This is a genomic window from Crocosphaera sp. UHCC 0190 (assembly GCF_034932065.1).
GTDB lineage: Bacteria > Cyanobacteriota > Cyanobacteriia > Cyanobacteriales > Microcystaceae > UHCC-0190.
In genome coordinates this window covers 131,692-146,443 of sequence record NZ_JAYGHP010000003.1, presented here as the reverse complement: position 1 = coordinate 146,443, position 14,752 = coordinate 131,692, and the positions used below count along the sequence as shown (strand labels likewise).

The 14,752-nt window shown below is 38.8% G+C and carries 15 protein-coding genes and 1 tRNA gene; 11 read left to right on the top strand and 5 right to left on the bottom strand.

Annotated features, from left to right (window positions below; all coding sequences use genetic code 11):
* Nucleotides 1-361: 361 nt before the first annotated feature.
* From VB715_RS06155 to VB715_RS06145, 3 genes are all read right to left on the bottom strand, one after another.
* Nucleotides 362-1,297 (bottom strand): glycosyltransferase family 2 protein, encoded by a 936-nt coding sequence (locus VB715_RS06155; protein WP_323300320.1) that lies wholly within the window; start codon nt 1,295-1,297, stop codon nt 362-364.
* A 43-nt stretch (nt 1,298-1,340) separates the two neighbouring features.
* On the bottom strand, nt 1,341-2,138 hold the full coding sequence (locus VB715_RS06150; protein ID WP_323300319.1) for a transglutaminase-like domain-containing protein: 798 nt from the start codon (nt 2,136-2,138) through the stop codon (nt 1,341-1,343).
* Nucleotides 2,139-2,328: 190 nt separating this feature from the next.
* The gene (locus VB715_RS06145; RefSeq protein WP_323300318.1) at nt 2,329-3,858 is read right to left on the bottom strand and encodes an FAD-binding oxidoreductase; all 1,530 of its coding nucleotides are present in this window, start codon (nt 3,856-3,858) and stop codon (nt 2,329-2,331) included.
* A 137-nt stretch (nt 3,859-3,995) separates the two neighbouring features.
* On the opposite strand from VB715_RS06145, the gene VB715_RS06140 reads away from it, so the two are divergent.
* Together VB715_RS06140 and VB715_RS06135 are read left to right on the top strand one after the other, a co-directional pair.
* Nucleotides 3,996-4,232 (top strand): hypothetical protein, encoded by a 237-nt coding sequence (locus tag VB715_RS06140; protein WP_323300317.1) that lies wholly within the window; start codon nt 3,996-3,998, stop codon nt 4,230-4,232.
* A gap of 67 nt (nt 4,233-4,299) precedes the next feature.
* Nucleotides 4,300-5,253 carry a class I SAM-dependent methyltransferase gene (locus VB715_RS06135; protein WP_323300316.1) on the top strand — a complete coding sequence of 318 codons (954 nt, stop codon included), beginning with the start codon at nt 4,300-4,302 and terminating at the stop codon, nt 5,251-5,253.
* Between the two features lie 122 nt (nt 5,254-5,375).
* Here the strand turns inward: VB715_RS06135 and VB715_RS06130 are convergent, their stop codons facing one another.
* Nucleotides 5,376-5,681, bottom strand: coding sequence for a YciI family protein (locus VB715_RS06130; protein ID WP_323300315.1), 306 nt, complete (start codon nt 5,679-5,681; stop codon nt 5,376-5,378).
* A gap of 537 nt (nt 5,682-6,218) precedes the next feature.
* Here VB715_RS06130 and mrdA point away from each other — a divergent pair.
* The 7 genes from mrdA (at nt 6,219) to VB715_RS21955 (ending at nt 10,794) form a co-directional block, all read left to right on the top strand.
* Nucleotides 6,219-8,042 (top strand): penicillin-binding protein 2, encoded by a 1,824-nt coding sequence (gene mrdA / locus VB715_RS06125; RefSeq protein ID WP_323300314.1) that lies wholly within the window; start codon nt 6,219-6,221, stop codon nt 8,040-8,042.
* Between the two features lie 84 nt (nt 8,043-8,126).
* Nucleotides 8,127-8,570 (top strand): DUF1036 domain-containing protein, encoded by a 444-nt coding sequence (locus VB715_RS06120; RefSeq protein WP_323300313.1) that lies wholly within the window; start codon nt 8,127-8,129, stop codon nt 8,568-8,570.
* Between the two features lie 198 nt (nt 8,571-8,768).
* Nucleotides 8,769-9,059: a hypothetical protein gene (locus VB715_RS06115; RefSeq protein ID WP_323300312.1), complete on the top strand. Its 291-nt coding sequence runs from the start codon at nt 8,769-8,771 to the stop codon at nt 9,057-9,059.
* Between the two features lie 4 nt (nt 9,060-9,063).
* Nucleotides 9,064-9,519 (top strand): PIN domain-containing protein, encoded by a 456-nt coding sequence (locus tag VB715_RS06110; protein WP_323300311.1) that lies wholly within the window; start codon nt 9,064-9,066, stop codon nt 9,517-9,519.
* Nucleotides 9,520-9,524: 5 nt separating this feature from the next.
* Complete coding sequence (locus tag VB715_RS06105) at nt 9,525-9,704, top strand: hypothetical protein (protein ID WP_323300310.1); 180 nt, start codon at nt 9,525-9,527, stop codon at nt 9,702-9,704.
* A gap of 88 nt (nt 9,705-9,792) precedes the next feature.
* A complete protein-coding gene (locus VB715_RS06100; protein WP_323300309.1) occupies nt 9,793-10,227 on the top strand; it encodes an N-6 DNA methylase in 435 nt (144 codons plus the stop codon).
* A 9-nt stretch (nt 10,228-10,236) separates the two neighbouring features.
* Nucleotides 10,237-10,794 (top strand): Eco57I restriction-modification methylase domain-containing protein, encoded by a 558-nt coding sequence (locus VB715_RS21955; protein WP_416336912.1) that lies wholly within the window; start codon nt 10,237-10,239, stop codon nt 10,792-10,794.
* 454 nt (nt 10,795-11,248) lie between these two features.
* On the opposite strand, the gene VB715_RS06095 is transcribed toward VB715_RS21955, so the two are convergent.
* Nucleotides 11,249-11,319 (bottom strand) — tRNA-Cys (locus VB715_RS06095).
* A 245-nt stretch (nt 11,320-11,564) separates the two neighbouring features.
* Between VB715_RS06095 and VB715_RS06090 the strand changes: the two genes are divergently transcribed.
* Both VB715_RS06090 and VB715_RS06085 read left to right on the top strand, forming a co-directional pair.
* On the top strand, nt 11,565-11,906 hold the full coding sequence (locus tag VB715_RS06090) for a hypothetical protein (protein WP_323300308.1): 342 nt from the start codon (nt 11,565-11,567) through the stop codon (nt 11,904-11,906).
* Between the two features lie 133 nt (nt 11,907-12,039).
* Nucleotides 12,040-14,700: an efflux RND transporter permease subunit gene (locus VB715_RS06085; protein WP_323300307.1), complete on the top strand. Its 2,661-nt coding sequence runs from the start codon at nt 12,040-12,042 to the stop codon at nt 14,698-14,700.
* Nucleotides 14,701-14,752: the final 52 nt, after the last annotated feature.

Here is a 14,752-nt window from a genome sequence, read left to right as displayed (position 1 = left end):
TTTCAACAAATCCTGACATTACTCTCAGCAATATCTCTATGATCCCTAAATTGGGCCACAGTTTAACGGATTTGTTAGAAATCTTTTCACTGTTGTTAAGAAATATTAGTAAAATTACGGGGACTTGATAGAATCAACCTATTCTCAGGGGACTTGCTCTAGGGTGCGTCCCTCGGTTTAGACTTTTTCAGTCTCTTTGTTTTTGCCTGGTTGCGCTATGAAAGTTAAAGGTTTAACGATGAAATCTTTTCGGGGGTTTAAAGAGAAATTCAATTGTTAATTGAGGGGTTTAATAAACTTGATTTAGAAGGAAAATATTCAGAGTTTTGTTTTGTTATTATATATATTCTGCAAGAATATCTTATCCCTTAACAAATTCATCATAAGCAGCATAAACCCCTTTTACGTTATACCAATTTAGAAAAATTCTGGCAATTTCTAGGGCTAATTGGGGCTTTCCTTGATCGATTAACCATTGTAAAATAGGAGCAAGGGTACGCTCATTTAATGTGCCACCTAATGATAAAACTCCCCACAAAATACGATGTAATAATGTCATCTGAATCATCAGACGCACTTCAAAGGTAGGATGTTTTTGATAAAATAACACCCCCATTCTTCCTCGCTGAATCTCTCTATCAATTAAGTTAGGAATTTGTGCTAAATTAAAAGGAGGATGCCAATGATAGCCTACTGCTTCGGGACATTTAATTAACTTTAGTCCGAGTTGTTTTAATCTTACCCCTAATTCTAAATCTTCCCATCCATACAGTTGAAACCCTGTATCAAATAAACCAACTTTCTCTAACCATTTGCGAGCGATCGCTACATTCCCCGTCGCAAAGTAAGCAGCAGAAAAATCAGTAATTTTGTAGGATTCCGAAGTGGGATTTTCAAAATTACAAGTATTAATTACCCAGCCATAAGTAAAAAGGCGATCATGACCTAATTCCTCCTCACCACTAGCCAAAGCATCAGCATGGGATTGCAAAAACTTTTCAGTTACAACAAGATCGCTGTCTATGAAAATTATTATATCACCTTTTGCCTTTTCTACGCCTAAATTTCTAGCGGCTGCGGGGCCAAGATGATTTTGAGCAAAAGGACAAACATGAGGAAACTCATCGTGATGTTTAGCCAACCATTCTAAAGTCCCATCTGTGGAACCATCATCCACCAAAACCACTTCATAATCACTAATTTTAGCATCAGTTAACTGCTGTTTTTCTAAGGCACGAAGACATTTTTCTAAAATTGGTTTGCGGTTGTAAGTTGGAATGACAATGCTTATAAACACAGCTTTTAAAAATGGTTCTAAATTAGGGGAAGTATTAATCAGTTTAGCGCATTTTTTGTAAAAGTTGACGGATAGTTTCCTCATCTTGTGCGGTGGGTAAAATGGATAAATATAATTCTAAGTCAGAGGTTGCTTTTTCCCATTGTCGAAGTTGATAATATAATAAACCACGATCACGGATTTCTATCGGATGGTTAGGAAAGAGTAGCAGTAACAATTCAATGATTCTCAGCATTTTCGGATATTCCTGACTATTTAAGTATATATATTTTAAATTTGTCAACATTCTTCCTAATATCTGTTGATTACTAACAGGGGTTAAAAAATGGGGTTCTAGTTTAATTGGTTGTTGATAGATATTTTGCATTCTTAATTCACAGTCTTCCTCAAATAGAATCTCCCCTTGATTAAAAACATCCACAAAAATCCCTACATCTTCAAAGTCAGGACGAATGATAAAATGTCCTGGCAGTCCAATTCCTACCATGGGGAAATTTAGCCTTTTAGCAATTTCCAAATAAACCACCGCTAAAGTAATAGGAATTCCGGTGCGTCTCTTAATGACTTCATTCAGATAACTGTTACGGGGGTCATAATAATCTTTGTCATTGCCTTGAAATCCTAACTCTTCAAATAAATATTGATTAATTGTTTTAATCACTTGAAGCGGATATAGAGTTTCTGGTAAACGTTCTTTTATTTTCCCTGTGATGGTATCTAACCCATTAAGATATTCGTCAATATCTAACTGTAGATATTCATATTTCGCGTAAATTAAAGCAGCTTTTGCTAAGTTTATTTGATGATCTGGCAGGTTAGTCGCTTGTAAAAAAGATTGCATATTTAGTAAGATTTTTATCGTCAGTATTTTGTTTTTATTAGTTTATTTTTTTGTCATTATTGTGAAATCATATTTAATTTTTTGAATTGTTCACCTACCAAAATACAATACATAAATGGTGGATAATCTAAAATTTTCATAAATCTTTTCCTTTAAGCTCTCTAAACTCACGAATAATTGTACTGAAAGATTAATGATAATCTTGCCCCGCACCATATTGCCAAGCATCTAACCAACGATGATAATAATATTGTTGAATAGGTGAAAGGTTTTTGCTGATGGGTTGAGCTAATTTTCCTAACGGGTATAACCCACTATATAAAGCTAAATTTAGATAATGTATACTCCAGTTTAATAACGGTTTAATTCCCACTTGGGGAAGAATAGGAAAGACTAACTTAGGGTTTACTAAAGGTAAGGTTTTCATTAAAGCAGGAAACTGGATTACATCTTGTAAAAATGGTTTTAATACATCATCTCCTAGTTTATCCATAACTTGAAATACCCCACTCATTAAGTCATTAATTTGATTGGGAGAAACCTTTTGATTGATTCCCACACTCATGGTCTTTTGAAATAACCAATTTACAGAAATATTCGGTTGATAGGGTTGTAATAATGATAAAGATTGTTTATCTAAACTATCAACCTTTAACGCCTCATCTATCCCAGAAGTTAACCGTTTTAAATGACGAATCATGGACCCAAATCCACCAAAACTAACAGGAGATTGTCCCCCTGCACTATCACCAATGGGTAAAATTCTATCCCAAGGCATTTTTAAAGGACTATCCTGATAAGCAGGGAAAAAACCGAATAAAAATCGCTCAAATTGTAACTGATCTAATTCAATATTCTGGTATTCTGGTAACAGTCTTAAATATTCTTCCATCCAGAATTCTAAGCTAAAACGATCAGGATGAGCATCAACATAAGTAAACAAATAAGTTGTCCTTCCGTCCTTAGCAGGAAAGGCTTCCCAAAAATATTGACATTGATTGAAAATGGGAGTAAAGGAAGCAATTAAATCCCCTGTTTCATTATTTGTATATCCCTTGGCACAGCTACCAACAACTAAACAAACCCCATCAGGTTTCTGTCCTTGTCTTGCTTGTTGAACAATGGGAGAAAAGTGTCCCATCCCATCAATAAGTAGTCGAGTTTTTATGCTGATTTCTCCTGCTTGAACCCTCACCCCATCAGGATGAATACTGGCTGAATTAAAGAGGGTTTTTTCTAATAATGTTCCCCCTGCGTTTAAAAATTTATGTTTGAGGGTTTCCAATAAAAAAACCGGATCAATGCCAATATTTAGCACATCCTTAACCCAGAGTTCATATCCTTGATGAAAACTAATTCTAGCAGGATTATATTCTGTTGTGATCGCCTGTTCTAATTCTGCTGTTGATAACAAATTTAGATCTACAAGCACCTCTAATTCTTGACGAGAAATATTCCATTCCTGCTCTCTTCCCTTTAGGATACCTTTTTCCATTAAAGTAACTCGCCATCCTTGATTTTGTAAAGTAGTAGCGATTAAAATACCGAGAGTTCCTCCGGCCATAATGATATCAGTATCAAACTCCTTTAAAAGTTCAGAATTTTGAATAATTACAGTCGGTATCTCTAGAGAATTATGCCGTAAAGCTTGCCAACGACTATCGACAAATTTTAACCCTTTCTGGGTATTTTCAGGTAAATAGGAGAGAAGAGAATTCATACAAGTAATTTTTATATTTTCTTTAGACATCTTTAGCTAACATAAAGTTTTCTGGTTCAAGTCACTTCAGGGTTTACTTTTGCGTCTTAAACTGGGAAGACTCAACTTAGTATTGTAGATGATCAGCGTGAATTGCCATGCCTTTAACCTTAGCTTCTCGTGCTTGTTCAAATGTAATCGTTAATCAGATTGTTATCCCGATTAAGCCCCTTTGTGGTGACGATAAATTTCTTCCCAGTCCCGAAACTCGATATGCTTGGTATTTGGCCCATTATGGCACTTCTAACCCCTTAGAACTTGATTCAGAACTGGTGATTGCCTCTATCGAACAACTCGCTCTCTGGTGGGTCATGATGAAATCAGAGGTCAACTAGACTTAACTGTATTACCAAGGAGTGATATATTAAACAATATCCTCAACTTTTTAACCCCTTTCTCATCATGTCCGATAAGCTTAAACCAGACTGGGCGGGCGATGATCTCCTTTCGCGCTTTGTCAATTTGATGATTCAAACCAAACCTGTCTATCGCTTGATGAAACACCAAGCCAGGCAAGTTATCATCAATACAGCGGAGAAAAATGGCATTGCTTGGCAAGAAAGCTGTCAAACCTTAGAAAAATCTCCCGCAAAAGCGTTACTCCCACAAATCACCAACCCTAACGTCAATTATCCCGACTATTACCTCGTTCCCTTTCATGCTTATGATGAAGGAAACTTATGTTGGCAGGCCGCATTTGAAGCAGTTCCCGCTACCCAGTCTTTAGGCATTCGCGTCTGGAAAGGGGAAAATTTGCCTTGGTACGTGGCCCAGTCCCGTTTAAGAGGGAGTTTTCATCAAATATTAGACCCTTATAGTCCTCCCATTGTTCGGAACATACTTGATGTGGGTTGTTCTGTGGGCATTTCTACCAAAGAACTCCATCGTTACTATCTAAAAAGACAAGATAATCAGCCTATACAGACCATAGGACTAGATTTATCCCCTTATATGTTAGCAGTTGCCAAAGTAACGGACGAAAAAGCAGAAATTGCTCAATGGATACATGGTTTGGCGGAAAAAACCGAGTTTGCCGATAATTCTTTTGATGTCATCACCCTGCAATTTGTACTCCATGAGTTGCCCCGTCATGCCAGTAAAGCTATCTTTAAAGAAGTAAAGCGTATTTTGCGTCCTGGGGGTGTTTTCGGCATCGTCGATAATAATCCAGGGTCAACGGTAATTCAAAATCTACCACCTGCCCTATTTATGTTGATGAAAAGCACAGAACCCTGGAGTGATGATTACTATACCTTCAATGTAGAACAGTCCCTCATTGAGTTAGGCTTTAACTATCAAACCACTGTCCCCAGCGATCATCGTCATCGCACTATCGTAGCCACTAAACCCTTATAAGTCTTGGTGCCTAAAAAACCTTATACCAATTTCCTAAATGTAAGTTACACATCTTTGTAGGGGTAAACGGCCGTTTACCCCTACACCATACCCATCTGTAGTCGGATTTTGGAGAATTGGTATTAGATAAGTCTCTCCCCTCCGATATGAACTTCCCACTCAACCACTCTGGCTGAATCCGCTAACATCCCATCTCGGACGCGAGGACTGCTATTCACAATAGTTTGGGCCATCTCCGCACTTTCCGCTTGGATGATCCAAAGTCCTGTACCATCATGGGGGAAAAAGGGGCCACAGCAAAGCAAAATCCCTTTTTCCTGCTGTTCACGGAACCAAGTCAGTTGATCCTGGTCATGTTCAGGATGTTTCTGCTTATACTGGTAATATTCGGGAACCGTAGCCACAACAACGGCAAAAAGTTTCTTCATTCTTCTACCTAATCCTACCTGATTTGTCAAGCTCAGTTTAAAACAACTTCACATCAGTATTTATGTACTAACAAAAAAACTGGGATTAAAGGCCAAATTTTTAGAAGGGAAGAAAGGGAGTAGAGGAACAAGTAACGAGATATATAGGGTTTGAGGTAAGTTACGGGATTTTTAGACACACGCCCACCAACTAACATTAGTATAGCAGATTCTGAAAATAACCAAAAGTTTATTTGGGGGGGAATTTGGGCAAATTCAGGAAAAATGGGATCAAAATTAAGTTATGTGAAGGAATACAGATCATTGAAATATTTGATAAATAATTTACTTTTAGATAAATAAAAATGATTAATGGAGTAGGTGATCGCTTAATAGCAGTTTTTAGTGGATTGTATTAATATAATTCATGACAGTTTCTTAGCCAAAAATATAACAAAATATAAATTTTCAATTGCTATCAGACCCTATTTATAAAATAAAGCGAAGACAGTCACAAAAAAGTTATCCTAGTACCTTGATTCTCATTTAACAGACGATATGCGGCTAACCCAACGTTCTCAGTCTAAATGGCAAAATTCTATCACCACCGATAGTTATGGGTCTTACGACACCCGACAGCAAAAAACCAATCGCACCATCGGGCAGAAACGTCAACCCATATTTATCATGTTATTGGTTAGTTTCATCCTCTTGGGAGCTATTGGGGCCCGCCTGGCCTTCTTACAAATCCTACAGGGGCAACAATATCGAGAAAAAGCGGAAAACAACCGTATTCGTATCGTCCCCAAACCCCCCGTCCGAGGTAACATTTTTGACCGCAAAGGGCGCGTTTTAGCTTCAACCCGTCTCACCCATGCCGCTTATCTTTGGCCCATTGTCGTCAACCAACCAGACTGGCCCCAAAACCGCAAATATCTCTCCCAACTCCTCTCCATCCCCGAAGACAGTATTGAAAGTAAAATCAAACAAGCAGGATATAACGCCTCAACCCTAATTAGAATTGCCCGCAGTTTAAACCCGGCCCAAATTACGGCCCTAGAAGAATTTAAAACCGAATTAAACGGCTTAGAAGTCGATATTGAAACCGTCAGAGACTATCCTAACAAACAGATGGGGGCCCATGTTTTAGGCTATACCGGAGAACTCAACGCCGAACAACTGGAAAAACGCCGTGCTGAAGGCTATCGTTTAGGGGATATCGTCGGTAAAATGGGGGTAGAAGCGGCCTATGAACAGCAATTAAGAGGAGAATGGGGCGGTATTCAACTCGAAGTTGATGGGGCCGGAAAAGTCATGAAAGTCTTAGGCCAAAAAGTCGGTCAACCGGGGAAAGATGTCACCCTTACCCTAGACTTAGATGCCCAAAAAGCGGCTGAAGCAGCCCTAGGGGACAAAATTGGGGCCATTGTTGCCATCAACCCCAAAACTGGGGGAGTGTTAGCTATGGTCAGTAACCCCACCTTTGACCCTAATGTTTTCTCTACCCAAATTACCCCAAAAATCTGGCAAAAATTACAAAGCAAAGGCAACCCCTTCGTTAATCGTGCTTTACGAGGCTTTCCTCCTGCTTCTACCTTTAAGGTTGTAACAGCTACTGCTGGCATGGAGTCGGGCAAATATCCCCCCAATACCATCTTAAATACCTTTGCCTATTTGAATGTGGGGGGGACTGCCTTTGGAGAATGGAACCGGGCCGGGTTTGGCCCTATGGGTTATGTGCGGGCTATGGCCTGGAGTAGTAATACCTTTCATGGGCAAATTGGCCGGGGAGTGGGTGGCCCAACCTTAATTAAATATGCCCGTCTCTATGGGTTTGGCAAAACAACAGGCATTGAGTTAGATGAGGAGTCACCAGGTTTAATTGCCGATGATGCTTGGAAACGCAAAAATTACAATTGGGAATGGACGGACGGTGATACCGTTAATATGTCCATTGGGCAAGGGTTTACTCAGGCAAGCCCCCTACAAGTGGCGGTGATGTTTGCTGTTCCTGCTAATGGGGGCTATCGGGTGAAACCCCATTTCTTTGAAGACCCCAAAGACGTAGAAAAGTGGCGCACGTCGATGAATCTTAAGCCTACCACTCTACAAACCCTACGACAAGGACTCAGGGCGGTGGTAGCTGAGGGAACGGGAAAAGCCCTTAATTCCCCTGACTTACCCCCTGTAGCTGGCAAAAGTGGCACGGCTGAAGCCCCTCCAGGAGAGACTCACACTTGGTTTGGTGGGTATGCCCCCTTTGATAACCCGGAAATTGTCGTCGTGGCTTTTGGAGAACATACTGGTGGTGGTGGGGGTTCCGTTGCCGGCCCCATGGTTCGTCAAGTGATGGAAGCCTATTTTAAACATAATAAAAAGTAAAGAAAGGTAAGTTTCCCGTTTTTTCTTGCTAAAATTTGCTTACGGAAAGGCTCATTATAGTGTTAGTGTTGAGGAGGAAATGTGATGAAGAATTCCCTATTATTGTTTTCGTTGGTAACAGTTACCGCTGGAGTGGGAGAGTTGGCTTTTTCCCCTCAGATGGCCCAAGGGGCAGAACTTTGTAATTATCGTAATGAAATTGTTCGGGTTTCTGGGGCTTATGTGAATAAGAATGAGGTTTGGGTGACACAAGGATGGTGGTTTGTTCAACCAGGGGAATGTATGACCTATCCTGATAATTGGTACACTTATGTAGAAGTTGATCGGGATCAAACCGTTGAACGCCCCCATTTGTTATCGGAAGGGGTTGAAGCTATTAAATTATGTGTTCTTCAAGATAGATATACTTTCTATAACGGGGAGACAGAAATGGTTTGCGATAAGCATGATTATGGGTTTAGTGATAATTCAATGCAAACTTTTTACTTAATTGGTGCTAAGCGAGAATTAATTGGCTATAAGCAATAGTTAATCATTCCCACCATCCCACCCACAGCCTAATTAGGAGTGTAACCTTTTTCCGTCTTGTTCCCAACCTCCCATAGTAAAAAGCCCGCGAGTAATTATGCGGGCTTGGTTTGGTTTGTTTTTTTATATATGTTCCCTAATAACATTAACAGATTAAGTGTTAAAATGTAAGTTAGGAATTTATGATGACAAGCGAATATGATTAATCAATCTCCTCAGAAAGAAACAGTAATTTTTGACAAAATTATCCAAGAGATCAATTTAATTCCTACAGAACAACAGGAAAATTTATTGCGTCTGATTCAAACGTTTCGACAAGCAATTGCTAATAATAGCAGTGATATTAAGTTAAATTCACTAGAGAAAAAAAAAGGCGATCAAATCCAAGAGAATAAAGCAATTCTTGAGTTATTAAATAAATGGGAAAATAAAGGAAGTGAACAAGAACAAACCGAAACTTTAGCCTATTTACAAGAGGTTTTATCTTGAACTAATGGCAGAAAGAATAATTTTATTAGATACGGGAATTGTCGGAATTATTAGTAACCCTAAAGCTTCTTCTTCTGAGGCTAAAAATTGTCAGCAATGGTTTAAAAGATTGCTCAATAAAGGAGAGCATTTTATTTTACCAGAAATTGTTGATTATGAAATTAGAAGGGAGTTATTAAGAGCTAATAAATCTCAAGGTTTAAAGAGATTAGATGAATTAAAGCAAATTATTACATATTTACCATTAAATACGGAAGTTATCTTATTAGCTGCTCAATTTTGGGCTAATGCAAGAAATCAGGGTAAACCAACTGCGGATAATCACTCTTTAGATGGTGATGTTATCCTCGCTGCACAAGCAAGATATGAAGCTTTAAAGGGTTATTCGGTGGTCATTGTAACGACGAATACAAAGCATTTATCTCTATTTGTTGATGCTAGACTATGGCAAGAAATTTGATTTTTATGTTAAACAATAAAATTTATAGTGATGCTTGTTATGGGGAAGTGGCTTGTCATAAGATTGAATGGCAGTTGAAGACGACTCAGTTTTGTTTACAGCATGAGTTAACCTTGTTGTCGGAATGTCCGAATTGTGGCGCAAGGTTTAAGTTTCCCGCTCTTTGGGTTGATGGTTGGTGTTAAATGTTACTTGTTTCAAGGTTTTTTTATAGACATTGTACAATTAGTTAGTAATCTCTCTAGATTACTAACTAATTGTAGTTGAGAAACGTTGGTAGATCATCGAGATGTTGGTTTACTTTACGAACGGGCAATTAAAGAATTACCTAATAATTTGGGAGGGAAAGATTGGAGTGATTTACAAAGACATTATACTCCAGTAGCAATAGCAGAAAAAATGCTAGAGTTGTTACCTCTTGAAAGAATACGACCAGAAGAACGAGTAATTTTTGATCCCGCAGCAGGTTCAGGTAGTCTTTTATTAGCAGCAACTTCTCGACTTGCCAGAATGAGTGATATTCCTGAAGAAATTAAAGCAAGAACACAATATTTAGCGAATCATATCGCTGGTAATGATCTAGATAAATATGCAGATTTAGTCACAAAATTACGTTATCTTTTAGCTCAAGAATCTTTAGAAAAAAATATATCATTTCCTTTTCCTAATCATTACACTCATCAAGATTATGAACAGTTAAATAAATAAAATCTTGGTATTAAACCTCGTATTATTATTGCTAATCCACCTTTCGCAGAAGATGGCAATACTCAACGGGCTGCAACTTTTATCAGAAAAGCGTTAAGTTGGTTAGAAAATGGTTCTCAATTTGCTTTTATCTTACCGCAATCTTTTTTAACAAATACGACTCATGGTTTATCGGAAGCTCGCAAATTATTAACCGATAGTTGTCAAATTCACGAAGTCTGGCAGTTACCAGAAGGTGCAGTAGGAATTGATGCTGCTCAAGATGTTTGTATTGTTTCTGGGACTATCAATAATAATTCAGTACGTTTTCCTACTATTGCAAGAGCAGTATTATCTAGAGCAAAAATTGAGAATACTAAAGATAGTGGCTTTTTAGGAAATACTTGGGTAGCCAAATTGAATTATGATGATGAAAGTTGGTCATCAGTAACAACACCAATTATTAAAATTTCAGTTCCGACTGTTCCTTTAGGCAACCTATTTTATGTTTTTAATGGAGTTACTCCGAATACAACACATAAACCAATAAGTCAGTGTCCTCCAAATACTATATGTAAACGTAAATAGAAATTTCTAGAACTGGAACACCCACAGGACTAGAAGAATGGAAACAGGAAAGAACAAAATCAACTTATATTGTTCGTGGCCAAGTTTTAAAAATTTCTGAAGATAACAGTCAGATTTTTGTTTATCTAAATGGTCTTTTAGATGATGAAGAAAAACAATGGTTGCCTATCTTGCCAGAAATGCCTGGTTGGGCGTTAGATGGCACTGTTTTTAAAGCGGAATTAAGTGAAGATGTAGAAACCTTTGCAGAACTCAAAAAACGTCCTTGGGCAATCAGAAGTTAAGTATTCCCTTGCAAATGTCAAAAACTAACATTAAACGCTGTTGACTTGTATCTTTAGCAAAATTGGGTTCAACTTCCCTTAACTGCTGTAACACCCCAGAAGCCAACTAAAAAGTTAACCCCACCAACAGCAAATAGACCATTACAGCCAACTGTACACCAAAAAAATCAAGGCGGCACCCAGATTTGAACTGGGGGTGAAGGTTTTGCAGACCTCTGCCTTACCACTTGGCTATGCCGCCATTTACACAGCTTTCCAATTATAGCAAAGATTTGTCTAAGAAGAAAGCCCGAAAATTACAACAAATCTCAAATTTATCTTAAGAAGGTTTAAGGGGATCTTGCCTGTCAAACCAAGCTGTGCAGTTAGAACAACTGCCATAATCATCATCTTCACTGGACAAAAAGTAAAGATAGACTAAAACTGGAGATGAGGCGTGCCGATAATAAACTGATTTTGTTCTGTTCCCCACGCCCTGAATATAGCATGAAGAAGACGCATAAAGCCCTAACAACCCTAGCTGTTGTTTTGATGGGACTTGGTACAGTTACCTTGGCCCAACAGGCAAGCATGGCCGCCGATCCCTTTAAAGACTTTTATGATCGCAATTGTGTTCCCGAAGCCCAAAAAGCCGGACTAAGCAAGTCGGAAGCACAACAGGGATGCACTTGTACCGTCAACTCACTCAAGAAAAAATACTCAACCCAGGCGTTTTCTGCCCTCTTAACTAAGCATCGGAGTGGGGATGCTGCCGCTACTCGAACCTTAAGAGCCTACGGAGAAACCTGTTTTGACAAAATTTTAGATAACCTTCTCTTTGAAAATTAAGAGAAGACAAAATCGGATGAGTGATCCCTTGCTATCCCTCATCCTCAATAGCAAGCTGAAAGACTTTTTTAATAGCTGTTCTGAGACACCCTTGCTATAAACGATATATATACGGGTAAATCTACAAATCTTTATGAAACAATCTTGGCGAGAACACCTTAATATTTCTCGTTTAGCCATAAAATACTCACGAGTAACGATCTTTGTGGCGATCGCAGTGGCGGTGGCGGGACTATTGGCCTTTAGTTCCCTCAAATATGCCCTTTTCCCCGAAATTACTTTCCCTGTGGTTATTGTCCAGGCCAGTTCGCCCTTTGACACTACCTTAGCAACGGAACAACAAGTTACCAAACCCTTAGAAAATTCCCTGCGATCGCTGCCTAATGCGGAATTATTCTCCTCAACCTATCCGGGCCAAAGCATCATTACTGTTGCCTTTGACGCAGGTTTAAACGTTGATCAATCTACCCAGGTGGTGCAAAAGTCCTTAAAACAAACGACTTTACCCCCTGAGATTAAGGTTGAAGTGACTCCCTTTAACATCAACGAATCTGTGGCTGTTACTTATGCCATTCTTAGCCAAACCCAACCCTTTGAGATTTTAGCTGAAATTGCCGAAGAAAAAATTATTCCCCCCTTAAAAGCATTACCAGGGGTAAGACGGGTTGACTTATTAGGGGATGGGTTATTTCGAGATAGCAGTCAGGGGAATATGCCCAACACTAACCCCCCTACTTTGGCCCGGTTTAACCAAGCAGATGTTTTAGCCATACAAATCGTCAAACAGGCTGATGCTAATACTTTGGATATTGTGGCGGAGGCAGAAAAGGCGATCGCCAATTTACGGCAAAGTTTGCCGGATGTTCAGTTAATTCTGGCGGAAACTCAAGCGAATTATATTGAAGAAGCGAGTCACGCCACCATAGAAGCCTTACTTGGGGCCATTGTTCTCGCTGTTTTAGTGATTTTTCCCTTTTTAGGCAATGTTCAAGCCACTTTGATCACCGCCCTCGCCATTCCCATGTCATTGTTAGGGACATTTATTGTGATGGCGATCGCCGGATTTAATCTAGAAACTATTACTCTGTTGGGGTTAGCCTTAGTTATTGGCATTATTGTTGATGATGCGATTGTAGATGTAGAAAATATTAGCCGTCATATTGATGAGGGAATGACACCCCGTGAAGCAGCGATTAAAGGAACCGATGAAGTTGGCCTAACGGTGATGGCTTCAACCTTTACCTTGGCTGCTGTTTTTATTCCTATTGCCTTTATTGGAGGCAATTTAGGACACTTTTTTAAACCCTTTGGGGTTACGGTAGCTGCTGCGGTACTGATTTCTTTATTAGTGGCCCGGACTTTATCTCCTGTTTTAGCAATTTATTGGATAAAAGGCAGTAAAAGAAAGGCCGATCAACCGAAAAAAACCTTCTTTTTAGCCCGTCCCTATCGTCGTCTTTTAGATTGGTCTTTAAGTCATCGTAAGCTAGTTATTGGTATTGCTTTGGTGAGTTTTATTGTGGGGGTAGGGTTAATTCCTTTTATTCCTAAAGGCTTTGTTCCTAAACTGGATCGGGGGGAATTTAATATTATTTATACCTTACCTACTCCGAAAGTACCAAATCGTTTACGAACTGCCAATGAAGCCCCAGAAACTGAAGATTCAAGCACTTCTTTATTTAGTGATTTGACTCAATCTCCTGAACGTTTTTTGTTGCGAAAAACTCGACGAGTTGGGGAAAAATTAGAAACTATTGCTTTAGAAGATCCTAATGTGGAATCTGCTTACCTGGTGGCAGGATATCATGGAAATCCCCTTAAGGGTAGGATTTATATTCAATTGAAAGGAGAGCGCACATTAACTACCAGTAAAATACAGGATGAGTTGCGAGAAAAGCTACCTAAATTAAAGGGAGGTAGTATTAGTGTTGAGGATATTTTATTCATTGAAACGGGGGATGATAGTCCCTTAAAAGTTGCTTTATTGAGTGACAATTTAGAGAGTTTAGAAAAAACAGCAAATCTCTTAAAAACTCGTCTGGAAACTTTGCCAGGATTAGTTGATATTAAGACTTCTGGAGATGGAAATTATTCCATTGTTGAACATTTTCAACGGCAAAGAGTGATCTATGTCACAGCCAATTTATCGGAAGAAACTGGGTTAGGAGATATTACAAATAAAGTGATAGCAATCACTGAAGATATTTTACCTAAAGATGTTACTTTTGATATTCAAGGGGCATCAGCACAAGTTCGCAATATTTTTAAGGAATTTGGTATAGCTTTATCTTTGGCAATTCTTTGTATGATGGTGATTTTATATGTCACCTTTGGCCGTTTCTTAGAATCTTTTGTGGTATTATTATCATTACCCTTATGTCTTGTGGGGGCAATGTTTGCCTTATTAATTACTCAAAGTGATTTTGGCATGATCTCGTTAATTGGCTTGATTTTTCTGTTAGGTTTATTGGATAAAAATGCCATTCTTTTAATGGATTATACCAATCAATTACGGGAAAAAGGAATGAGTCGCCGTCAAGCAATTTTAGAAACGGGAGAGGTACGTTTGCGTCCCATTATTATGACGACTGCTTCAACCATTTTAGGGATGTTACCCATTGCCATTGGATTAGGGGCCGGGGCAGAATTAAGACAACCTATGGCCGTTGCTATTATTGGGGGGTTAATAACCTCATCTCTCTTAAGTTTAATTGTGGTGCCTGTCCTTTATACTTTACTTGAGGATGGTTGGGAAAAATTATGTTTTCACAGAATGAAACGGGTGGACAATTAATCATTATAGTAGGGATAATTCATGAATTATCCCTACAAGAAACACAATTTTA